Annotated in this window: 18 protein-coding genes and 1 pseudogene; 14 read left to right on the top strand and 5 right to left on the bottom strand. The window is 60.4% G+C overall.

What is annotated here, in order from left to right; genetic code table 11:
- Both AACY30_RS25965 and ompR read right to left on the bottom strand, forming a co-directional pair.
- A partial coding sequence (locus AACY30_RS25965; protein ID WP_339541336.1) for a histidine kinase dimerization/phospho-acceptor domain-containing protein occupies positions 1 to 837 on the bottom strand: 837 nt, incomplete at its 3' end.
- A 116-nt stretch (positions 838 to 953) separates the two neighbouring features.
- Positions 954 to 1,694, bottom strand: coding sequence for an osmolarity response regulator transcription factor OmpR (gene ompR / locus AACY30_RS25960; protein WP_010214095.1), 741 nt, complete (start codon positions 1,692 to 1,694; stop codon positions 954 to 956).
- 356 nt (positions 1,695 to 2,050) lie between these two features.
- Here ompR and AACY30_RS25955 point away from each other — a divergent pair, with 356 nt between their 5' ends.
- The 3 genes from AACY30_RS25955 (at position 2,051) to gshA (ending at position 6,556) form a co-directional block, all read left to right on the top strand.
- On the top strand, positions 2,051 to 4,375 hold the full coding sequence (locus AACY30_RS25955; protein WP_339469109.1) for a Tex family protein: 2,325 nt from the start codon (positions 2,051 to 2,053) through the stop codon (positions 4,373 to 4,375).
- A complete protein-coding gene (locus AACY30_RS25950) occupies positions 4,375 to 4,758 on the top strand; it encodes a PaaI family thioesterase (protein WP_339419924.1) in 384 nt (127 codons plus the stop codon). Before AACY30_RS25955 ends, AACY30_RS25950 begins: the two co-directional genes overlap by 1 nt.
- Positions 4,759 to 4,972: 214 nt before the next feature.
- Complete coding sequence (gene gshA, locus AACY30_RS25945; protein WP_339469107.1) at positions 4,973 to 6,556, top strand: glutamate--cysteine ligase; 1,584 nt, start codon at positions 4,973 to 4,975, stop codon at positions 6,554 to 6,556.
- A 127-nt stretch (positions 6,557 to 6,683) separates the two neighbouring features.
- Here gshA and mgrA read toward each other — a convergent pair whose 3' ends face one another.
- From mgrA to AACY30_RS25930, 3 genes and pseudogenes are all read right to left on the bottom strand, one after another.
- The gene (gene mgrA / locus AACY30_RS25940; RefSeq protein WP_314566791.1) at positions 6,684 to 7,721 is read right to left on the bottom strand and encodes an L-glyceraldehyde 3-phosphate reductase; all 1,038 of its coding nucleotides are present in this window, start codon (positions 7,719 to 7,721) and stop codon (positions 6,684 to 6,686) included.
- 155 nt (positions 7,722 to 7,876) lie between these two features.
- Positions 7,877 to 9,838: a choline transporter BetT gene (gene betT, locus AACY30_RS25935; RefSeq protein ID WP_339419971.1), complete on the bottom strand. Its 1,962-nt coding sequence runs from the start codon at positions 9,836 to 9,838 to the stop codon at positions 7,877 to 7,879.
- A 459-nt stretch (positions 9,839 to 10,297) separates the two neighbouring features.
- Positions 10,298 to 10,561, bottom strand: a pseudogene (locus AACY30_RS25930) (hypothetical protein); the annotation flags it as partial.
- 236 nt (positions 10,562 to 10,797) lie between these two features.
- Between AACY30_RS25930 and AACY30_RS25925 the strand changes: the two are divergent.
- From AACY30_RS25925 to AACY30_RS25875, 11 genes are all read left to right on the top strand, one after another.
- Positions 10,798 to 11,793: a D-cysteine desulfhydrase gene (locus tag AACY30_RS25925; protein ID WP_339469106.1), complete on the top strand. Its 996-nt coding sequence runs from the start codon at positions 10,798 to 10,800 to the stop codon at positions 11,791 to 11,793.
- A gap of 214 nt (positions 11,794 to 12,007) precedes the next feature.
- On the top strand, positions 12,008 to 12,808 hold the full coding sequence (tcyJ, locus tag AACY30_RS25920) for a cystine ABC transporter substrate-binding protein (RefSeq protein WP_339419918.1): 801 nt from the start codon (positions 12,008 to 12,010) through the stop codon (positions 12,806 to 12,808).
- Positions 12,808 to 13,473 carry a cystine ABC transporter permease gene (gene tcyL / locus AACY30_RS25915; RefSeq protein WP_339419916.1) on the top strand — a complete coding sequence of 222 codons (666 nt, stop codon included), beginning with the start codon at positions 12,808 to 12,810 and terminating at the stop codon, positions 13,471 to 13,473. The genes tcyJ and tcyL overlap by 1 nt, the downstream gene beginning before the upstream one ends.
- A 3-nt stretch (positions 13,474 to 13,476) precedes the next feature.
- Positions 13,477 to 14,223 (top strand): L-cystine ABC transporter ATP-binding protein TcyN, encoded by a 747-nt coding sequence (gene tcyN / locus AACY30_RS25910; protein WP_339469105.1) that lies wholly within the window; start codon positions 13,477 to 13,479, stop codon positions 14,221 to 14,223.
- Positions 14,224 to 14,535: 312 nt separating this feature from the next.
- Positions 14,536 to 15,300, top strand: coding sequence for a hypothetical protein (locus AACY30_RS25905; RefSeq protein ID WP_339469104.1), 765 nt, complete (start codon positions 14,536 to 14,538; stop codon positions 15,298 to 15,300).
- Positions 15,301 to 15,487: 187 nt separating this feature from the next.
- A complete protein-coding gene (locus tag AACY30_RS25900; protein WP_339469103.1) occupies positions 15,488 to 16,729 on the top strand; it encodes an SfnB family sulfur acquisition oxidoreductase in 1,242 nt (413 codons plus the stop codon).
- Between the two features lie 39 nt (positions 16,730 to 16,768).
- Positions 16,769 to 17,962 carry an SfnB family sulfur acquisition oxidoreductase gene (locus AACY30_RS25895; protein ID WP_339469102.1) on the top strand — a complete coding sequence of 398 codons (1,194 nt, stop codon included), beginning with the start codon at positions 16,769 to 16,771 and terminating at the stop codon, positions 17,960 to 17,962.
- The gene (locus tag AACY30_RS25890) at positions 17,962 to 19,314 is read left to right on the top strand and encodes an LLM class flavin-dependent oxidoreductase (RefSeq protein ID WP_339419908.1); all 1,353 of its coding nucleotides are present in this window, start codon (positions 17,962 to 17,964) and stop codon (positions 19,312 to 19,314) included. Before AACY30_RS25895 ends, AACY30_RS25890 begins: the two co-directional genes overlap by 1 nt.
- Positions 19,315 to 19,397: 83 nt before the next feature.
- Positions 19,398 to 20,213 (top strand): MetQ/NlpA family ABC transporter substrate-binding protein, encoded by an 816-nt coding sequence (locus AACY30_RS25885; protein WP_339419907.1) that lies wholly within the window; start codon positions 19,398 to 19,400, stop codon positions 20,211 to 20,213.
- Positions 20,210 to 21,325: a methionine ABC transporter ATP-binding protein gene (locus AACY30_RS25880; protein WP_339469100.1), complete on the top strand. Its 1,116-nt coding sequence runs from the start codon at positions 20,210 to 20,212 to the stop codon at positions 21,323 to 21,325. Before AACY30_RS25885 ends, AACY30_RS25880 begins: the two co-directional genes overlap by 4 nt.
- On the top strand, positions 21,315 to 21,959 hold the full coding sequence (locus AACY30_RS25875) for a methionine ABC transporter permease (RefSeq protein WP_339469099.1): 645 nt from the start codon (positions 21,315 to 21,317) through the stop codon (positions 21,957 to 21,959). The genes AACY30_RS25880 and AACY30_RS25875 overlap by 11 nt, the downstream gene beginning before the upstream one ends.
- Positions 21,960 to 21,967: the final 8 nt, after the last annotated feature.

Here is a 21,967-nt window from a genome sequence, read left to right as displayed (position 1 = left end):
CCGGCCATCGCGGATGAACGCGAGGAACTGGTCGAGAATAGCGTCCATGTCCTCAATGTCACGGACCATGTCATCGGTCAGATCGCTATGGTTGCCCATCAACTCCAGAGACAAGCGCAGCCGCGTCAAGGGTGTGCGCAAGTCGTGGGAAACTCCCGCCAGCATCAACTCGCGTTCGCGCCCGGCCTGCTCGACGTCTTCCGCCATCTGGTTGAACGCGCCGTACACCTCAGTCATCTCGCTGGGCGTATCGCTGACCGGCAGGCGCACGCTGCGCCCCTGGCCCAATTGGCGGGCGGCAAACACCAGACGTTTGAGTGGTTGGTTGAGCTGCCGGACAAAGATCCACGCCGACGCCGTTGAAAGCAGCCCGATCGCCAGGAACCAGCCCAGCACGTTCCAGATCTTCTGCCCACGCAGCGGATGCGGGTACAGCGGCACTTTCAGCCAATCCTCACCCAGGCTTGGCGCGCGCACCCACAACGCCGGCGATACATGCATGCGCAGCCGCACCTCAGTGTCTTCACCGAGTTCAGCCTGCATCTGGCGCTGGTAAATTTCACTGTAGGGCCAATGTTGCTCACCCTCGGGCACCCCCGCGCCCGCTACACGGACCAGCGTGGCGGCCTTGGCGATTTTCTCGCGGTTCTCGGGGTCAGCCGCCCAATAGGCGCGAAGCGTCAAGGCGACACCGTGGCTGTATTGTCGATCCACCAGCACGTCCTCGTTCATCAACAGATAAACAAGCGTGAGTGCTTTGGAAAACAGAACGACGATCAGCACCAGCCAAAGGGTGCGGGAGAAGAAGCTTTGGGGGAACCACAGCGGGGTTTTCATAGAAGACAGCTAGATACCTTGCAGAAACGAGCGGCGCTCGCAGAATTGCAGACGCCGGACCTCCCGTCGACCCTCATGGAATCAAACGCTGGGAGGCCCGCCCTGCAAATCATCGGTCAACTGGTTTTATTGCCATCCGGCACAAACACATAACCCACACCCCAGACCGTCTGGATATACCTAGGCTTGGAAGGGTCCGGCTCGATCATCCGGCGCAGACGGGAAATCTGCACGTCAATGGAGCGCTCCAGGGCGTCCCATTCCCGGCCACGGGCCAGGTTCATCAGTTTGTCGCGGGTCAGCGGCTGGCGAGCGTTCATCACCAGGGCCTTGAGCACGGCGAATTCGCCAGTGGTCAGCATGTGCACTTCATCGCCACGCTTGAGCTCACGGGTCGCCAGCGACAGTTCGTAGTCGCCAAAAGTGACGCTTTCGTCTTCGCTGCCGGGCGCGCCCGGTACCGGGGCTGCCTGGCGACGCAACACCGCCTTCACCCGCGCCATCAGCTCATCCGGGTTGAACGGCTTGGCCAAATAGTCATCCGCGCCCAGCTCCAGGCCCTTGATGCGGCTCAGCTCATCGCCCTTGGCGGTAAGCATGATGATTGGAATCTGGTTGTTCGCGCCGCGCAGGCGTTTGCAGGCGGTGAGGCCGTCTTCGCCGGGCAGCATCAGGTCGAGTACGACGAGGTTGAACACTTCACGCCCCAACAGACGGTCCATCTGCTCAGTGTTCGGCACCGCGCGGGCGCGGTAGCCCTTGGAGTTGAAGAAACGCTCCAGCAGGCTGCTCAGCCCCGGATCGTCGTCAACGATGAGAATTTTCTCGCCTTCAGCAGTTTGTGCAGTGCTGCTCATTAGATGCTCCTCTTATCTCGGCGCGCATTATGGCCTAGCTGCCGTTATACGCACCGTGTGCATTGTTAGCAGATTTTTCCTCTACTGCCAGCGAACCCGCGCCCTACAACCGTTGGCGCAATCCCCCCCAAGGGCAGAACGCTGGTTATAATGCGGCGCCGTCGTGCAGGGCAACGTCAGATCGTTACCGTTTGATGCCGAGGATTTTTTCACCGCTTGTCGTGATTTTTTCGATTTCGAGGGTCAATAGGCTGCCTCTTGACCCAGGCAGCGGCGCCAGTCGGGCCGCTCAACCAGCCTCCCAACGCCTTGTTTTCCGGGCTTGCGAGCTGCTTTTAAGAATTTCAGGTGGTTTTATGGACAGCATCAACAGCCGCATCGCCGAGGAACTCGGTGTACGCCCACAACAGGTCGAAGCGGCCGTCGCTCTACTGGATGAAGGCTCCACGGTGCCCTTCATCGCCCGTTACCGTAAAGAAGTGACCGGCAGCCTCGACGACATCCAACTACGTCACCTGGAAGAGCGCCTGCGCTACCTGCGAGAACTCGACGAACGGCGCATCAGCATCCTCGCCAGCATCGAGGAACAAGGCAAGTTGACCCCCCAACTCGAGCGCGACATCAAGCTCGCCGACACCAAGACCCGCCTCGAAGACCTTTACCTGCCGTACAAGCAAAAGCGCCGCACCAAGGGCCAGATCGCCCTGGAAGCGGGCCTGGGCGAGTTGGCCGACGGCCTGTTCAACGACCCGTCGCTGACCCCGGAAACCGAAGCCGCGCGCTTCATCGACGCCGAAAAAGGCGTCGCCGATGTCAAGGCCGCCCTCGAAGGCGCCAAGTACATCCTCATGGAGCGCTTCGCCGAAGACGCCAGCCTGCTGGAAAAACTGCGTACCTACCTTAAGCAGGAAGCCATCCTCAGTGCCCGCGTCATCGCCGGCAAAGAGGAAGAAGGCGCCAAGTTCCGCGATTACTTCGAACACGACGAACCGCTCAAGAGCATGCCGTCCCACCGTGCACTCGCCATTTTCCGTGGCCGCAATGAAGGCATTCTCAGCTCCGCGCTAAAGGTCGGCGACGAGTTGCCGGGCACCATGCACCCGTGCGAAGGCATGATCGGTCAACAATTCGGCATCCAGAATCAGAACCGTCCTGCGGACAAGTGGCTCGGTGAAGTGGTGCGCTGGACCTGGAAGGTCAAGCTCTACACCCACCTGGAAACCGACCTGCTGGGCGAACTGCGCGACGGTGCCGAAACCGAGGCGATCAACGTGTTCGCCCACAACCTGCACGACCTGCTGCTGGCTGCACCGGCCGGGCCACGTGCCACTTTGGGCCTCGACCCAGGCCTGCGCACTGGCTGCAAAGTGGCCGTGGTCGATTCCACCGGCAAGCTGCTGGACCACGCGACTGTGTATCCGCACGTACCGCACAACAAATGGGACCAGACCCTCGCGATCCTGGCCGCCTTGTGCGCCAAACACTCCGTAGACCTGATCGCCATCGGCAACGGCACTGCCAGCCGCGAGACCGACAAGCTGGCCGCCGAACTGATCAAGAAATACCCAGCCATGAAGATGACCAAAGTCATGGTCTCCGAGGCTGGCGCCTCGGTGTATTCGGCGTCGGAGTTGGCATCCAAGGAATTCCCGGACCTCGACGTGTCGATCCGTGGCGCGGTGTCGATTGCTCGTCGCCTGCAGGATCCACTGGCCGAACTGGTGAAAATCGACCCTAAATCCATCGGCGTGGGCCAGTATCAGCATGACGTGTCGCAGCTGAAACTGGCGCGCGGCCTGGATGCAGTGGTGGAAGATTGCGTAAACGCCGTTGGCGTAGACGTGAACACCGCTTCCGTCGCGCTGCTTGCACGTATTTCCGGCCTCAACGCCACGTTGGCGCAAAACATCGTGACTCACCGTGACGAAAACGGCGCGTTCAAAACCCGTGCAGCGCTTAAAAAAGTCGCACGCCTGGGTGAAAAAACCTTCGAACAGGCCGCCGGTTTCCTACGCGTAATGAACGGAGATAACCCGTTGGATTCTTCCGCGGTTCACCCGGAAGCCTACCCGCTGGTGCAACGCATCGCCGCCGAAACCGACCGCGACATCCGTTCGCTGATCGGTGACGCTGCATTCCTCAAGCGTCTGGATCCAAAGAAGTACACCGACGAAACCTTCGGTGTGCCGACCATCACCGACATCCTGCAAGAGCTGGAAAAGCCGGGCCGCGACCCCCGCCCCGAGTTCAAGACCGCCGAGTTCCAGGACGGTGTCGAAGACCTCAAGGACCTGCAACTGGGCATGATCCTCGAAGGCGTCGTCACCAACGTGACCAACTTCGGCGCCTTTGTGGATATCGGCGTGCATCAGGACGGTTTGGTACATATCTCCGCGCTTTCGGAGAAATTCATCAAGGATCCACGCGAAGCGGTGAAAGCCGGTGACGTGGTGAAGGTCAAAGTCATGGAAATCGACATCCCGCGCAAACGTGTCGGCCTGTCGATGCGCATGAGCGACACCCCCGGTGAGAAAGTCGACGGTGCCCGTGGCGCACGTCCAGGCTCCGCACCGCGCCAGTCGCAAAACAGCGCTCCGCGCAAGGAAACCGCTACCGCAGCGCCGAGCAACAACGCCATGGCCTCGCTGTTCGCCAACGCTAAACAGTTGAAGAAGCGTTGATGGAAATTCCGGCCGGCTTGACCCAGAGCGCGTTCAGCGAACTGATCGGCTGCCGTCTGCAACGCCTTGAGGAAGGCGTTGCCGAGGTGGCCCTGACCCTGGAGCCGCACCTGCGCAACCGCGCGGGCAAGCTCCATGGCGGGGCGATTTTCAGCCTGGTGGACATTACGATGGGGCTGGCCTGTTCCAGCTCACATGGTTTCGACCAGCAGAGCGCGACCATCGAGTGCAAAATCAACTATATCCGTGCGGTGGAAGGCGGTGATGTGCTGTGCACCAGCCGGGTGATTCATGCCGGGCGCCGCACGCTGGTGGTCGAGGCGGATGTGTACCAAGACGAAAGACTTATCGCAAAAGCGCAGGGTACCTTCGCTGTCCTATAGCCCCCTACCCCCGATTTGAGTTAATTTCGGCGCTGCAATCACAGCGTCGGAATTTTCTTGCCGTGCTGTAGCCAAACTCATGGAGTGAGGTAGGCTTTTTCACAGCGGGTCAAATCGACTCTGAACCAGGCGATCACGCCAGTTTTAACTTCACCCTTGTAGACCGTCCTGCCCACCCCCATATTGGGGCGACTGACGCGTGAAGGAATCCAACTTGAGCGAACTTCTCAACCGCCGCCTGGCTTTGCTCGGCAAGCGCGAACACCTCTCCCTGCTAGAGCAGTGCTTGCACGGCATCGAGCGCGAATGCCTGCGCGTTACGGGTGATGGCCGCCTGGCACAAACGCCGCACCCCGAAGCCCTGGGCGCCGCGTTGACCAACGAACTGATCACCACTGACTACTCGGAATCGCTGCTTGAGTTCATCACTCCCGCCCTGCCCAACCCGGCCGATACCCTGAGCAGCCTGGACAAAATCCACCGGTTTGCCTACACCAAGCTCGGCAGCGAATACCTGTGGAGCCCCTCGATGCCGTGCCCGTTGCCGGCCGAGGAAGACATTCCGATTGCCTACTACGGCACGTCCAATATCGGACAGCTCAAGTACGTGTACCGCAAGGGGCTGGCCCTGCGTTACGGCAAGACCATGCAATGCATCGCGGGCATCCACTACAACTTTTCCCTGCCGGAACAGCTGTGGCCGTTGCTCAAGGAAACTGAAGGATTTGTCGGCACTGACCGCGACTATCAGTCCAACGCCTATATCGCGCTGATCCGCAATTTCCGTCGCTACAGCTGGCTGCTGATGTACCTGTTCGGGGCCTCGCCGGCGCTGGACGCGGGCTTCCTGCGCGGTCGCTCGCACCAGTTGGAAGTGCTCGACGCTGACACCCTGTACCTGCCCTACGCCACCAGCCTGCGCATGAGCGACCTGGGTTACCAGAGCAACGCCCAGGCCGGCCTCACGCCGTGCTACAACGACCTGGTCAGCTACACCGACAGCCTGCGTGAAGCGGTGGCAAAGCCCTACGCGCCGTACGTAGAAGTCGGCACGCACAAGGACGGTGAATGGGTACAGCTCAACACCAACATCCTGCAAATCGAAAACGAGTACTACTCCAACATCCGCCCCAAGCGTGTGACCTACACCGGCGAGCGGCCGATCCAGGCGCTGATGGCGCGTGGCATCCAGTACATCGAAGTGCGCTGCCTGGACATCAACCCATTCCTGCCGATGGGCATCGACCTGCCGGAGTCGCGTTTCCTCGACGCATTCCTGCTGTATTGCGCGCTGAACGACAGCCCGGTGTTCGCCAACAACGAATGTGGCAACGCAACCTCCAACTTCCTCAGCGTGGTCAAGGAAGGTCGCCGTCCGGGCCTGCAATTGCAACGTCAGGGGCAACCGGTGGACATGAAGGAATGGGCTGCCGATCTGCTGGAGCAGATTGCACCGTTGGCCGCGTTGCTGGATGAGAGCCACGGCATCACCGAGCACAGCCAGGCACTGGATGCTCAGTTGGCCAAGGTCAAGGACCCGTCCCTGACGCCGTCGGCCCAGGTGCTGGCGGCGATGGCCGAGCGTAAAGAGAGTTTTGCGCAGTTCTCCCTGCACCAGAGCCAGTTGCACGCTGAGCACTTTCGCAAGGAGCCGTTGCCGGCGGACGAGCAGGCGCGCTTTGAACAGCTGGCACGTACATCGCTGGCGCAACAGGCAGAGCTGGAGCAGAACGAAGTGGGCGACTTTGATGTGTTTGTCGGGTCGTACCAGGCGAGCATTCTGGCCATCAGCAACTAAATCCTTACGCGGCCCCCTGTGGAAGCGGGCTTGCTCGCGAAGGCGGTGTATCAGTCAAACATGTATCGACTGACACTCCGCCTTCGCGAGCAAGCCCGCTCCCACAATTTTACCGAGGTGTGTCCGGTTACTCAGCAGTAGATGGCTTTTCCCACAGGTTAATCCCACCTTCCTGCGCAAACCGATCGATCTCCGCCAGCTCCTGCGCACTGAAGCTCAAGTTCTTCAACGCACCGACGTTTTCAATGATCTGCTCCGGCCGGCTCGCACCGATCAGCGCGCTAGTCACCCGTGGATCACGCAACGTCCAAGCCAACGCCAATTGCGCAAGGCTCTGACCACGACGCTGGGCGATTTCATTAAGCGCCCGCACATGAGCGATGTTTTCTTCGGACAGGTGCTTGGCCTGCAACGAACCACCGCCCGGGCGATTGACCCGCGCATCGGCCGGCACGCCGTTGAGGTACTTGTCAGTCAGCAAACCCTGGGCCAACGGCGTGAACGCGATCACCCCGGCGCCGAGTTCTTCGGTGGTGTCCAGCAGGTCTTTTTCGACCCAGCGGTTAAGCAGGTTGTAGGCTGGCTGGTGGATCAGCAGCGGCACTTTCCACTCTTTGAGCAGGGCCGCCATTTCGCGGGTTTTTACCCCGGAGTAGGAGGAAATACCGATGTACAACGCCTTACCTTGTTGCACGGCGGTGGCGAGGGCGCTGGCGGTTTCTTCCAATGGGGTGTCGGCGTCAAAACGGTGGGAGTAGAAGATATCCACGTAGTCGACGCCCAGGCGTTGCAGGCTCTGGTCGAGGCTGGCCAGCACGTATTTGCGCGAACCGCCGCCCTGGCCGTAGGGGCCAGGCCACATGTCCCAGCCGGCTTTGCTGGAAATGATCAGTTCATCACGGTAGTGCTTAAAGTCTTCGCGCAGCAGACGGCCGAAGTTGATCTCGGCGCTGCCGTAGGGCGGGCCATAGTTGTTGGCCAGGTCGAAGTGGTTGATCCCCAGGTCGAACGCGGTGCGCAGCAGGGCGCGCTGGGTGTCGATCGGGGTGCTGTCGCCAAAGTTGTGCCACAGCCCCAGGGACAGTGCAGGCAGCACCAATCCACTGCGGCCTACGCGGCGGTACGGAATAGATTCATAGCGGTTTTCGGCAGCAATGTAAGTCATCGAATCCTCTCTTGGACGTAGGCAAATAAGGCCTGGGAATAACGATATTCCCAGGTCTTTTAACCAGCTGAATCGCTTAAGTCTGCCCTTTCGTTTTACAGCAAAGTCCTGTGAGAGTGGTACGTACCAATGGCGTAAATGCGCGGTTTGTCGCCTCAGCGCACCAAATGCAGGAACTGCAGGTGCCGCTCGTACTGGTCAAGAATGTCGTTGATGATCTGCTCCTTGGTGTAGCCGACCAGATCGTAGTCCTGGCTGCCCTCGCTCAAGTGCACTTCCGCCCGGTAGTAGCGACGGTTGTTGAGCTGCTTGGAACCCATTCCACCGCGTGCAAATGACGGCGTGAAATAGCCACGCATCTGCACCTGATAAACGAACGGATGCTCATCGCCGTGGCCGATTTCCAAGCTGACGCTGTCGTTGGATGGATCAGGCTGGGTGACGATCCTGAGGCCTTTTTCGACGAACACCGCCGTCACCTCTTCAATCGCCGGGCGCACCGTGGTCTCAAGGAACCGATACACCTCATCCCTTGACGGGAAATGCACGGCCTGACTCAAGCGCTGGCGCCAGCCGCCTGTGCCCTTGCGTGAACCCGACACCGGCGCCAACGAATGCAATTGCGCGATCTGCTTTTGCGACTCCAAGTAGAACGCCTTGTGCAGTCCCCACATCATCAGCAGCAGAATCATCGAGAACGGTAACGAGGTCAGCACCACCGCGGATTTAAGCGAGTCGATGCTGCCGGCAAACAGCAAGGCACTGGTGACCAGCCCGGTCATCACGCCCCAGAACACCCGCAGCCATTTCGGCCCGTCTTCGTCAGCGTTGCCGCCCTTGGACGACAGTGTGGACAGCACCACAGTGCCGGAGTCGGCCGAGGTGACGAAGAACACAAAGCTGATAAACACCGTCACCGCAATAACCGTTTTGCTCCACGGGTAGGTTTCCAGCAGCAGGTAGAGGCTCATCGACGGATCATCGATGGCCGACTGACCGAGCGCGGCCATGCCGTGGTTGAGCACCTGGTCAATGGCGCTGTTGCCAAAGATCGACATCCACGCCAGGGTGAACCCCAGCGGGATCAGCAGCACGCCGAATACGAACTCACGAATGGTCCGGCCACGGGAGATCCGCGCGATAAACAGGCCCACGAACGGCGACCATGCAACCCACCAGGCCCAGTAGAACACCGTCCAACCGCCCAGCCAGTCGCTGGGTTTGTCGTAGGCATACACGTCGAAACTCTTGCTCGGCAAGGCGCCCAAATAGTCACCGATGTTCTGGATCAAGGTATTGAGCAAGTGCTGGGTGGGGCCGGCGAACAACACAAACAGCAGCAGCGCACAGGCCAGCAGCATGTTGATGTCGGACATCACTCGCACGCCCTTGTCGACGCCGGCTACGGCGACCAAGATCGCGGCGCCCATCATCAAGGTGATCAAACCAACCTGGATCCACTGGGTATGGGCGAGGCCAAACAAGTAATCGAGCCCGGAATTGAGGTGCAACACCCCAAAGCCCATGTCAGCACCGAGACCAAACACCGTGGCGATGATGCCAAAACCATCCACCGCGTAACCGATAGGGCCGTTGATGCGCTTGCCGATCAGCGGGTACAACGCCGAACGCAACGCCAGCGGCAAGTTATGCCGGTAGGCGAAATACGCCAATGCCATACCAACAAAGGCGAACACGCCCCAGCCGTGCAGGCCCCAGTGCAGAAACAGCACCTGCATGGCCTGGCGCGCGGCATCGGCGCTCATCGGCGCGCCCTGAGGCGGTTGCACCAAGTGCGTCAGCGGCTCGGACACGCAGAAGAAAAACAACGTGATGCTGATCCCGGCGGCGAACAGCATGCCGGCCCAGGACAGGTAACTGAATTCGGGCTCGTCGTGGTCGGCACCGAGTTTTATCTTGCCGTAGCCCGATAATGCGGTGACCACCACGAAGACCAGATACAGGGTCATCGCCAGCATGTAGTACCAGCCGACCGTGTTGGCCGCCCAGTTTTGCGCGGCCAGCAGCCAAGCGCCGGCCTGTTGCGGGATAGCAATGACCGTGATGCCAAACAGCAGGATGAAGCTGGCGGCAAAATAGAAGACCGGCGCATTCATGCGCACCAGGCCGCTTGCGGGGGTGGACGATGCACTCATGAACGATGCACCCCGACGATGAGCGATGTGGCTGTAAATAACAGACTCAGCAAAGGTAAGCCTCCTGTTGTGAGCGGGCAGCGAACCACCGGGTTTAACTTGAACGAGCATTCAAGTTAAACATGGATAGGCGGTCTGGGACTAATTGCAGGGCCGAGCGGCAGACAACTCCTACACTAGCTCAGGGAAAGGTATGACGGGCTGAGATGACAAAACGTTCAGCACATAGCCCGAGGAAAAATCAGAAAACGCCAAGCAATATGTGCCGCCTGTCAGCGCGCAAGCTCAACACAATCGAATGATTGCTGACGCCCCCGAAAGGTCATTCAACTATGCCTGCAACGCCGACAAGCCGATTACTGGCGATCGCCGAACACAAGCCGACCCACTTTGACCTCGTCAAACACCAACTGCCTGGTTGCGGTACAGGTGGTGGGCCAGACGATGGTGAATCACCGCCAGGATGCCGGGGTAGCACAGCAGCACTTCATCGACGCTGCGGGCGGCCGGGTCGCCGTGGTAGGCGGCGAGCACATCGGTGTGCAACAGGCTGCGCAGGGACGGCAATTCGCGCCCGCCATGTTCGCCACTCAAGCGGCCATTGCGCGTTCGCCACTGGTCCCGGGCGCCGCACAGTTGACTGACGATGGTCTGTAATTGCCAATGACTGGCGCGCTCGCTCAACGTCGTCACTCCTGAAAATGGGGAGGCGCAGTAACAAGCTTCAAGCGACAAGCTGCAAGTTGAGCGCGATCAACTTGCGGCTTGTCGCTGATGACTTGCCGCTCAAGGGGCCACCACGCTACGTCATGCGGAGCAGCAGCCTTAATAACCAATTATGGCGAGCAAATAACCAAACCGGTTGCCCGATGAAAAGTGCCTGCCTATAGTCGCCCCATACTCATCAACCGTGCGTAGCCATGATCAAACAACAGCTCGACCGTTTTAACCGCCTGGAATTGCTGGGCGGCGCCACTGCCCTGGAAAAACTCGAGCGGCTGTCGGCCTGGCTGAGCAGGGATGTGTACGTCAAGCGCGATGACACCACGCCGCTGGCCATGGGCGGCAACAAGCTGCGCAAACTTGAATACCTGGCCGCCGATGCCATCGCCCAAGGCGCCGATACCCTGGTGACCGCCGGCGCTATCCAGTCCAACCACGTACGCCAGACCGCTGCGCTGGCCGCCAAGCTGGGCCTGGGCTGCGTGGCCTTGCTGGAAAACCCTACCGGTACCGACGACCCCAACTACCTGGGCAACGGCAACCGCCTGCTGCTGGACCTGTTCGACACCAAAGTAGAGTTGGTGGAAAACCTCGACAACGTCGACGACCAGCTCAATGCCCTCGCCGACCGCCTGCGCAGCAGCGGCAAGAAGCCGTACCTGGTGCCTATCGGCGGCTCCAATGCCCTGGGCGCCCTGGGTTATGTACGCGCCGGGCTTGAGCTGGCCGCGCAGATCGAAGACAGCGGCATCGAATTTGCCGCCGTGGTGCTGGCCTCCGGCAGTGCGGGGACCCACAGCGGCCTCGCCCTGGCCTTGAGCGAGGTGCTGCCAGACCTGCCCGTAATTGGCGTCACCGTGTCGCGTACCGACGAAGCCCAGCGCCCGAAAGTGCAGGGCCTGGCCGAACGTACCGCGCAGTTGCTGGGTGTGGATATCCCGCAAGCGTTCAAGGTGATCCTGTGGGACGAATACTTCGGGCCGCGCTATGGCGAACCGAACGCCGGCACCCTTTCTGCGGTCAAGCTATTGGCGAGTCAGGAAGGCCTGTTGCTGGACCCGGTCTACACTGGCAAGGCCATGGCCGGTTTGCTGGATGGCATCGGGCGTCAGCGCTTTGAGGACGGGCCGATCATTTTCCTGCATACCGGCGGGGCGCCGGCATTGTTCGCCTATGGTGGCGCATTTAACTGAATGCACACAGATCAAAATATGGGAGCAAGCCCGCTCCCACATTGGATCTACGGCGTATTCGAAAATCGCATATAAAATTTAATTAATATTATTTTCAAGTCTTAAAAACCCGCTTTATAGTCGCGCCGTAGGCGAAGACTCGCTACGCGCTTTAAGGCAGGATACGACTACCGCGTCACCTGCTTCGCTCAACATAAAAACACAGGGGCTCTTCATGACTATTTCTGTATTCCGTCGCACGTTGCTGGTCGGCACTTTGGGCCTGGCACTCGGGGCTGGCCTGATGGGCCAGGCAATTGCCGGCGAGCAGTTGGACAACATCAAGAAAGCCGGCGTCATCAACGTCGGCCTGGAAGGCACTTACCCACCCTTCAGCTTTGTCGGGGAAGACGGCAAGCTCGCGGGTTTTGAAGTCGAGTTTTCCGAAGCGCTGGCCAAGGAGCTGGGCGTGAAGGTCAAACTGCAGGCCACCAAGTGGGACGGTATCCTGGCCGCACTGGAATCCAAGCGACTGGACGCGGTGATCAACCAAGTCACCATTTCCGAAGAGCGCAAAAAGAAGTACGACTTTTCTGAGCCCTACACCGTTTCCGGGATTCAGGCGTTGGTACTGAAGAAGAACGAAGACAAACTCAATATCAAATCTGCTGCCGACCTGGCCGGTAAAAAGGTCGGGGTGGGCCTGGGCACCAACTACGAGGAGTGGGTGAAAGCCAACGTCAAGAACGCTGATATCCGCACCTACGAAGATGACCCAACCAAGTTCCAGGACCTGCGCATCGGCCGTATCGACGCCATCCTGATCGACCGCCTGGCGGCACTGGAATACGCCAAAAAAGCCCCGGACACCGCCGCTGCCGGTGACGCATTTTCTCGTCAAGAAGCAGGCGTAGCCCTGCGTAAAGGCGAGCCTGAGTTGCTGGCCGCGGTCAACAAGGCCATCGAAAAACTGCGCGCAGACGGCACGTTGAAAAAACTCTCCGAGAAGTACTTCAACGCTGACGTTACCCAATAATGGAAGAAAAGTTTCAATTGATCCTGAATTCCACGCCCTTCTTGATGCAGGGCGTGTACTTCACCGTGATCTTGAGCCTGGGCGGTTTGTTTTTCGGCTTTGTGCTGGGCTTCGGCCTGGCCTTGATGCGTTTGTCGCGCTTCAAGACGCTGAGTTGGATCGCCCGCATCTACGTGTCGTTCTTTCGCGGTACGCCGTTGCTGGTGCAGCTGTTCATGATGTATTACGGCTTGCCGCAAGTGGGTATCGAACTCGACCCGATTCCCGCCGCGCTGATCGGCCTCTCATTGAACATGGCAGCGTATATCTGTGAAACCTTGCGCGCCGCCATCAGCTCTATCGAGCGTGGCCAGTGGGAAGCCGCTGCCAGTATCGGCATGACCCGTGTGCAAACCCTGCGTCGGGCGATCCTGCCGCAGGCGATGCGTACGGCATTGCCACCGCTGGGTAACAGCTTTACATCGCTGGTGAAGGACACCTCGCTGGCAGCGACCATCCAAGTGCCCGAGCTGCTGCGCCAGGCGCAGTTGGTGTCCGCGCGCACGTTCGAGATTTTCGCGATGTACCTGTCGGCCGCCCTGATCTACTGGGTGCTGGTCAGCATCCTGGCGTATTTCCAAAATCGTCTGGAAGCCCGGGTCAACCGGCATGACCTGGAGTCCTGAAGCATGATCGTGGTTGAAAAACTGACCAAACAATTCAACAGTCAGGTGGTGCTCAACGGCATCGACCTTGAGGTCAAGGAAGGCGAAGTCATCGCCATTATCGGCCCCAGCGGTTCCGGCAAGACCACCTTCCTGCGCTGCCTGAACTTCCTCGAACAGCCCACCAGTGGCCGCATCAAGGTGGGCGACATCGAAATCGACACCAGCAGGCCGATCAACCAGCAACAAAGCCTGGTGCGGCGCCTGCGCCAGCACGTGGGGTTTGTATTCCAGAGCTTCAACCTGTTCCCGCACCGCACTGCGCTGGAAAACGTCATCGAAGGCCCCACCGTGGTCAAGAAGATGCCGCGCGAAGCCGCTGACGCCCTGGGGCGCAAACTGCTGGCCAAGGTGGGGCTGGCAGGTAAGGAAGATGTCTACCCACGGCGTTTGTCCGGTGGTCAGCAACAGCGCGTGGCGATTGCCCGTGCACTGGCCATGGAGCCGGAGGTGATTCTGTTTGACGAACCCACCTCGGCGCTGGACCCGGAGCTGGTGGGCGAAGTGCTGGCGACCATTCGCAGCCTTGCCGAAGAAAACCGCACCATGGTTATCGTCACCCACGAGATGAGCTTTGCCCGTGACGTGGCCAACCGGGTGATCTTCTTCGACAAGGGCGTGATCGTGGAACAAGGCGAATCCAAGGCACTGTTTGCCAGCCCCAAGGAAGAACGCACCAGGCAGTTTTTGAGCAAATTCCTGGCTCACTGACACGCTTATGTGGGAGCTGGCTTTCCAGCTCCCACATAAGCGCGCTCCTACAGGAAATCGTCATTCCACGCCGTAAAACACCCCGCCACACGGGACTATAAATCCCCCTCCCAGTCAGACCCTTCTGAATATCACAAAACCCGCCGTTTAGCCTTTTGCCGCCATTGACGCCCCTTGGCCAACCCTCTTATCTAGCGCTCAGAGGATTGGATCCTATCCCAGCTGTTTTCTGAATCGTTCATTTCGGTCACCCCGCGCACCCGCGCCAAAGGTCCGGAACGATTGCTGCTGGCTGTATCAAGGAGATTATTTATGACGCCCCCACTGCTCACTGCACCGACACTGCCCCAGGCCATCGGCAATGGCATCAATGCCCTGGCCGCCACACACCTGCAGGTCGACATTGCGCCGTATCCCGGCATGGGTGAAGGCGACCTGATCGAGCTGTTCTGGAACAACTGCTTTGCCGCGTCACGGCGGGTGACCGCGTGCAAGGTCGGCGCATTCACCCACCTGCGGGTGCCGGAAAGTTTCGTGCTGGATGGACCGGCTCAGGTCCATTACCAGGTCATGCAGATCGGCCATGGCCCTGCGCGCTCCGCCGAAACGCGGGTGCGCGTAAAGACCCACTACCCTGGCGGCCAACCCTCGCCCCTGTACCACGACGAAAACCACAACCTCGCCCCCGTGGGCCTGCCCGAGACCATCCGCCGCTGCGGCGTCAACGCCAGCCAGGTACGGCGCGGTATCCCTCTGACCATCGAGCCGTACCTGAACATGACCACCGGCGATGCCATCACCCTGCGCTGGGGCGATGTGCGCCTGGACCTGCCGAAGATCCAGGCCAGGGAAATCGGCCAGGCGGTGCAGGTGTGGGTGCCTTCGACGGTGATTGTCGAAGCCGGCGACGACTGCCGGCTGGAGGTGACCTATTGCATTCTGGATCGCGTCGGCAACAACTCACGCTGGGCACCCGCCCGCACTTTACGCATTGCCGCCGAGGCGCCGACCCACCCGGTCGGGACTGCGCTGATCTATCGTCCCCGCCCTCTCGGGTCGCCCTGCGAACCAGGGTGAAAGACCTTCTATTCATATTCCCAAAAGTTAGTTTATTTAAATATTTAATACGCTTAGGGTATATCTACCGGACCACCGGACATCTCTGAATTTTCTGTTTTTATTTCATTGAATGCGAGGTCGGTATGGTCAGGATTACCCCGGTGGGCAACGCCAGGGCATTACGTGCAGCCAAGGAGCGGCGCTGATGTCTAACTTGGCTCTAACAACTCCCCAGAGTGATCTGGACGTAGCTCCCCTGCTGTTGCCGGCCGCTGTGCTGCGCAACGATGCAGAGGCGTTGAATGCTGCCCAGGAGCTGGCTCAGGCTGCGCGCCTGCAAGCCGCCAAGCGCGACAGGCAACGCCAGCTGCCGTGGGCGCAGATTGAGCAGTTCACCCGCAGTGGGCTGGGCAGTATTTCCATTCCCCGTGAATACGGCGGCCCGCAGGTGTCTTTTGTCACCCTGGCCGACGTGTTCGCGATCATCAGCGCGGCAGACCCGGCCCTCGGGCAGATCCCGCAGAACCATTTCGGCATCCTGCACCTGTTACAGGGTGCGGCCACCGAGCGCCAGAAAAAGCAGCTGTTCCAAAGCGTTCTCGACGGTTGGCGCATCGGCAATGGCGGCCCGGAACGCGGGACCAAGAACACCCTGGAGCTCAAAACGCGCATCACCGCCAAGGGTGACGGTTACGTGATCAGCGGCCAGAAGTTCTATTCCACCGGCGCGCTGTTTGCGCATTGGGTTGCGGTCAAAGCGCTGAACGATGACGGCAGGCAGGTCATGGCGTTCGTGCGCCGTGGCACTGAAGGGCTGCGCATTGTCGATGACTGGTCGGGCTTCGGCCAACGCACTACCGCCAGTGGCACGGTGCTGCTGGACCAAGTGCCGGTGGACGCCGAACGGGTCGTGGAAAACTGGCGCATCGGCGAAACCCCGAATATCCAGGGCGCCGTCTCCCAACTGATTCAGGCCGCCATCGACGCCGGCATTGCGCGCGGCGCGCTTGAGGACACCATCGCCTTCGTTCGTGAACGCTCGCGTCCCTGGATCGATGCCAAGGTCGAACGCGCCAGTGATGACCTGTATGTGATCGCCGAGATCGGCAAGCTCAAGATCGAACTGCACGCCGCCGAAGCCCTGCTGCGCAAGGCCGGTCAGGTGCTGGACCAGGTCAGCGCTGCGCCGATCACCGCTCAGTCAGCCGCGCGTGCGTCGATTGCCGTGGCCGAGGCGAAAGTGCTGACCACCGAAGTGTCGTTGCTGGTCAGCGAAAAGCTCTTCGAACTGGCCGGCAGCCGCGCCACCCTTGCCGAGTTCAACCTCGACCGCCACTGGCGCAACGCGCGGGTGCACACCCTGCACGACCCGGTGCGCTGGAAGTACCACGCGGTGGGCGCTTATCGACTGAACGGCACGTTGCCGGCTCGACATTCCTGGATCTGACTGACCAGAACACTTTTTTACGAGCGTCTGGAGAAACCCATGACTTTTCCCCCTAACGTCGCGGTCATTACCAGCGACGAACACGCCCTGATTGTCGCCAGCGACCTGGCTGAAGACTTCCGCCGCGACAGCGCCCAGCGCGACCGCGAGCGTCGCCTGCCCCTGCCCGAGCTGGACGTGTTTTCCCGCTCCGGCCTGTGGGGTATCAGCGTGCCGAAGGCATACGGCGGCGCAGGCGTGTCCAACGTCACCCTGGCCAAGGTGATTGGGCTGATCGCCCAGGCTGACGCCTCGCTGGGCCAGATCCCGCAGAACCATTTCTACGCACTGGAAGTGCTGCGCGTAAACGGCAGCCCTGCGCAGCAAAAGCGTCTGTACGCCGAAGTCCTTTGCGGTCAGCGCTTCGGCAACGCCCTGGCGGAACTGGGCACCAAGACCGCCCATGACCGCGTCACGGCCATCACCCGCGACGGCGACGGCTTGCGTATCAGCGGCCGCAAGTTCTATTCCACCGGTGCGATCTACGCCCAGCGCATCCCCACGTCAGTGGTGGATGAACAGGGCGTGCAGCAACTCGCCTTTGTCCCGCGCGACAGCGACGGCCTGACGGTCATCGACGACTGGAGCGGCTTCGGCCAACGCACCACCGGCAGCGGTTCGGTGGTGTTCGACAAGGTGTGGGTTGCCGCGCATGACGTGATCGCGTTTCAAAGCGCCTTCGAACGCCCGACCACCGTCGGCCCGCTGGCGCAGATCCTCCATGCGGCCATCGACACCGGCATTGCCCGCGCAGCCTTTGAAGATGCGCTGCACTTCGTGCGCACCAAGACCCGCCCGTGGATCGATTCCGGCAGCGACAAGGCGACTGAAGACCCGCTGACCCTGAAAAGCTTCGGCCACCTGAGCATCCGCCTGCACGCCACCGAGGCGCTGTTGGAACGCGCAGGGGAATTTCTCGACCGCGCCCAGGCCGACGGCAACGCCGAGACCGTTGCTGCCGCCTCGATTGCCATCGCCGAAGTGCGTGCCTTGAGCACCGAAATTGCCCTCGCCGCCGCCAGCACGCTGTTTGAACTGGCCGGCAGCCAGGCCACCCTGGCCGAGCACGGCCTTGACCGCCACTGGCGCAACGCCCGCGTGCACACCCTGCACGACCCGGTGCGCTGGAAGTACCACGCGGTGGGCAATTACTACCTCAACAATGAAAACCCGCCACTGCGGGGGACCCTTTGATGGCGAAGAAGAAAATCCTGCTCAATGCCTTCAACATGAACTGCATCGGGCACATCAACCACGGCCTGTGGACCCATCCACGGGACACGTCCACCCAATACAAAACCATCGAGTACTGGACCGACCTGGCGCAAACCCTGGAGCGTGGGCTGTTCGACGGCCTGTTCATTGCCGATATCGTCGGCGTGTACGACGTGTACCAGCACTCGATTGACGTGCCGCTCAAGGAGTCGATCCAACTGCCGGTGAATGACCCGTTGCTGCTGGTCTCGGCCATGGCCGCCGTCACAAAAAACCTCGGCTTCGGCCTCACCGCCAATCTCACCTATGAGCCGCCGTATCTGTTTGCGCGGCGCATGTCCACGCTCGACCACCTGAGCCGTGGCCGGGTCGGTTGGAACATCGTCACCGGCTACCTCGACAGCGCCGCCAAGGCCATGGGGCTTACCGAGCAGGTCGAGCATGACCGCCGTTATGACCAAGCCGATGAATACCTGGAGGTGCTCTACAAACTCTGGGAAGGCAGTTGGGAAGACGACGCAGTGATCAACGATCCACAGGCGCGGGTTTATGCGCAGCCGGGCAAGGTGCACAAGGTCGAGTATCACGGTGAGTTCTATCAGGTGGAGGGTTATCACCTGTGCGAACCGTCGCCGCAACGTACGCCGGTGCTGTTTCAGGCGGGCAGTTCGGACCGGGGCCTGCTGTTCGCCGGGCGTCATGCCGAATGCGTGTTCATCAGCGGGCAGAACAAGACCGCGACCAAAATCCAGGTGGACAAGGTGCGCGCCAGCGCCGTGGAAGCCGGGCGCAACCCGGATGACATCAAGGTGTTCATGGGCCTCAACGTGATCGTTGGCGCCACTGAAGCGCTGGCCTGGGCCAAGCACGCCGAATACCTGAGCTACGCCAGCGCGGAGGCCGGCGTGGCGCATTTCTCGGCGTCCACCGCGATCGACTTCGCTCAGTACGAACTGGACGAGCCTATCCAGTACGTGAAGAGCAACGCGATCCAATCGGCCACCAAGAACCTGCAGAACAACGACTGGACCCGGCGCAAATTGCTCGAGCAACACGCCCTGGGCGGGCGCTATATCACGTTGGTGGGCTCGTCTGAGCAAGTTGCTGATGAGCTGGAGTCGTGGATCAGCGAGACCGGCCTGGATGGCTTCAACCTGACGCGCATTGTTACGCCGGAAAGCTATGTGGACTTCATTGATCTGGTGGTGCCGGAGTTGCAGCGCCGTGGCTCGTACAAGACTGCTTATGGCACCGGAACGCTGCGCGAAAAGATCTTCCATGGCAGCGCCCGGTTACCCGAACAGCACGCCGGCTCCACCTACAGACACTAATCAAAAATGTGGGAGCGGGCTTGCCCGCTCCCACATTTAGATCTTCATCGCTCGTACCTACACCTGATGACTGGAAATCGACCATGAAAAAAACACTGCTCTCCCACCCAGTCAAAGCACTGGCCCTGGCCTTCGGTTTGTTCAGCTCTGCAGTGTTCGCTGCCGATGCGCCGTTGAAAATCGGCACCACCGCCGCCTTCGCCATTCCCCTGGAAGCCGCGGTCGCCGAAGCCGACAAACAAGGCCTGAAGGTCAAGCTGGTGGAGTTCACCGACTGGATCGCGCCCAACGTCAGCCTGGCCGCCGGTGATATCGACGTGAACTACTTCCAGCACATCCCGTTCCTGGAAAACGCCAAGGCCGCCGCCGGCTTTGACCTCGTGCCGTACGCGCCGGGCATCATCAACAACGTCGGGCTGTATTCGAAAAAATACAAAAGCATCAACGACTTGCCCCAGGGCGCCAGCGTGGCGATTGCCAACGACCCGATCAACAGCGGTCGCGGCCTGCAATTGCTGGCCAAGGCTGGCCTGATCACCCTCAAGCCGGGCGTGGGCTATAAGGCCACCGAAGAAGACATTGTGACCAACCCAAAAAAGATCAAGATCCTGCAAGTCGAGGCCGTACAACTGGTGCGCGCTTATGACGACGCAGACTTGGTGCAGGGCTACCCGGCCTATATCCGCCTGTCCAAAACCTTCGATGCTGAGTCGGCGCTGCTGTTCGACGGCCTCGACCACCCGGAATACGTGATCCAGTTCGTGATCCAGCCGAAAAGCAAAGCCGACCCACGGGTGATCAAGTTCGTCGATATCTACCAGCACTCGCCCGTGGTGCGCGCTGCGTTGGATAAATCCCTCGGCAAGCTCTACCAAGTCGGCTGGGAAGATAAAAAATGACCGCCGCCGATGCGCAACTGCGCGACCTCAGCTCAGCGCCCAGGGACGCCGAACAGACAGAACTGCATGCGGACCTGAACCGCGCCCATGTGCGTTTTATCAACCTGGGCAAGACCTATGACGGCACTGTGCACGCCTTGCAAGGCATCGACCTGGCGATACAGCGTGGTGAAGTGTTCGGCATTATCGGCCGCAGCGGCGCCGGCAAGTCGTCGCTGATCCGCACTATCAACCGCCTGGAGCAACCGAGCAGCGGACGGGTGCTGATCGATCAGGTGGACATTGGCGAATTTGACGAAGACCGCCTGGTGGCGCTGCGTCGGCGTATTGGCATGATCTTCCAGCACTTCAATTTGATGTCGGCCAAGACCGTGTGGCAAAACGTCGAATTGCCACTGAAAGTCGCCGGAGTGCCCAAGCCCCAGCGTGAGCAGAAGGTGCGCGAGCTGTTGGAATTGGTCGGTTTGCAGGACAAGCACAAAGCCTACCCGGCGCAGCTTTCCGGCGGGCAAAAACAGCGCGTGGGCATCGCTCGTTCGCTGGTACACGACCCAGAGATTTTGCTCTGCGACGAAGCCACCTCGGCCCTCGACCCGGAGACCACCCAGTCGATCCTCGGCCTGCTGCGCGAGATCAATCGGCGCCTGGGCCTGACCATTGTGTTGATTACCCACGAGATGGCAGTGATCCGCGAAATCTGCGACCGCGTGGTGGTGGTGGAACACGGGCGCATCGTCGAACAAGGCCCGGTGTGGCAAGTGTTTGGCAACCCGCAACATGACGTCAGCACAACCCTGCTGGCACCGCTGCAACATGGGCTGCCGGACGAGTTGCAAAGCCGTTTGCAGGCCACACCGCAATCCACCGATGCCGCTGTGGTGCTGCGTTTGCAGTTTACCGGCAGCGATACCGACGCGCCGGACCTGGCCGCGTTGTTCAGCGCGCTTGGCGCGCGTGTACGCCTGCTGCAAGGCGGCGTGGAACGTATCCAGGGCCACGCCCTGGGGCAACTGCTGCTGGCGGTGAGTGGCTCGGCCCACAGTGCCGAAGAGCTGCGTAAACGCGCCGGGAATTGGGCACAACAGGTGGAGGTGCTGGGCTATGTGGTTTGATCGTTTAGTACAGGGTGCCATCGACACCTTGTTGATGGTCGGCGTGTCGTCGCTGATCGCGTTGCTGGTGGGAATTCCACTGGCGGTGTTCCTGGTCACCAGCGACAAAGGCGGCATTTACCAGGCACCTGCGCTCAACCGCATGCTGGGGGCGTTCGTCAATCTGTTCCGCTCCATACCCTTTCTAATCCTGATGGTGGCGCTGATCCCATTCACCCGGCTGATCGTCGGCACCACCTATGGCGTCTGGGCGGCGGTCGTGCCATTGACCATCGCCGCCACGCCGTTTTTTGCACGGATTGCCGAGGTGAGCTTGCGCGAAGTCGACCACGGCTTGGTCGAAGCCGCGCAAGCCATGGGCTGCCGACGCTGGCACATCATCTGGCACGTGCTGTTGCCGGAAGCGTTGCCGGGGATTGTCGGCGGGTTCACCATCACCTTGGTGACCATGATCAACTCGTCCGCCATGGCCGGGGCGATTGGCGCCGGCGGTTTGGGTGACATCGCCTACCGCTACGGTTATCAGCGCTTTGATACGCAGATCATGCTGACGGTGATCGTGCTGCTGGTGATTCTGGTGGCAGTGATCCAGTTGGGTGGGGATCGGTTGGCGCGGGTGTTGAACAAGCGGTGAGGTATAGT

Origin of the sequence: Pseudomonas sp. RA_5y_Pfl1_P24, assembly GCF_963970945.1 — a bacterium.
Taxonomy (GTDB): Bacteria; Pseudomonadota; Gammaproteobacteria; order Pseudomonadales; family Pseudomonadaceae; genus Aquipseudomonas; species Aquipseudomonas tritici.
The sequence above is the reverse complement of the archived record's forward strand: the minus strand, read 5'-3'. Positions and strand labels throughout refer to the sequence as shown.

What these genes read in the sequence shown, in the direction of transcription:
- ompR (WP_010214095.1), bottom strand. Translation starts at nt 1,694, where the DNA reads ATGAGCAGCACTGCACAAACTGCTGAAGGCGAGAAAATTCTCATCGTT.
- AACY30_RS25955 (WP_339469109.1), top strand. Translation starts at nt 2,051, where the DNA reads ATGGACAGCATCAACAGCCGCATCGCCGAGGAACTCGGTGTACGCCCA.
- AACY30_RS25950 (WP_339419924.1), top strand. Translation starts at nt 4,375, where the DNA reads ATGGAAATTCCGGCCGGCTTGACCCAGAGCGCGTTCAGCGAACTGATC.
- mgrA (WP_314566791.1), bottom strand. Translation starts at nt 7,721, where the DNA reads ATGACTTACATTGCTGCCGAAAACCGCTATGAATCTATTCCGTACCGC.
- betT (WP_339419971.1), bottom strand. Translation starts at nt 9,838, where the DNA reads ATGAATGCGCCGGTCTTCTATTTTGCCGCCAGCTTCATCCTGCTGTTT.
- AACY30_RS25925 (WP_339469106.1), top strand. Translation starts at nt 10,798, where the DNA reads ATGATCAAACAACAGCTCGACCGTTTTAACCGCCTGGAATTGCTGGGC.
- tcyJ (WP_339419918.1), top strand. Translation starts at nt 12,008, where the DNA reads ATGACTATTTCTGTATTCCGTCGCACGTTGCTGGTCGGCACTTTGGGC.
- tcyL (WP_339419916.1), top strand. Translation starts at nt 12,808, where the DNA reads ATGGAAGAAAAGTTTCAATTGATCCTGAATTCCACGCCCTTCTTGATG.
- tcyN (WP_339469105.1), top strand. Translation starts at nt 13,477, where the DNA reads ATGATCGTGGTTGAAAAACTGACCAAACAATTCAACAGTCAGGTGGTG.
- AACY30_RS25905 (WP_339469104.1), top strand. Translation starts at nt 14,536, where the DNA reads ATGACGCCCCCACTGCTCACTGCACCGACACTGCCCCAGGCCATCGGC.
- AACY30_RS25900 (WP_339469103.1), top strand. Translation starts at nt 15,488, where the DNA reads ATGTCTAACTTGGCTCTAACAACTCCCCAGAGTGATCTGGACGTAGCT.
- AACY30_RS25895 (WP_339469102.1), top strand. Translation starts at nt 16,769, where the DNA reads ATGACTTTTCCCCCTAACGTCGCGGTCATTACCAGCGACGAACACGCC.
- AACY30_RS25890 (WP_339419908.1), top strand. Translation starts at nt 17,962, where the DNA reads ATGGCGAAGAAGAAAATCCTGCTCAATGCCTTCAACATGAACTGCATC.
- AACY30_RS25885 (WP_339419907.1), top strand. Translation starts at nt 19,398, where the DNA reads ATGAAAAAAACACTGCTCTCCCACCCAGTCAAAGCACTGGCCCTGGCC.
- AACY30_RS25880 (WP_339469100.1), top strand. Translation starts at nt 20,210, where the DNA reads ATGACCGCCGCCGATGCGCAACTGCGCGACCTCAGCTCAGCGCCCAGG.
- AACY30_RS25875 (WP_339469099.1), top strand. Translation starts at nt 21,315, where the DNA reads ATGTGGTTTGATCGTTTAGTACAGGGTGCCATCGACACCTTGTTGATG.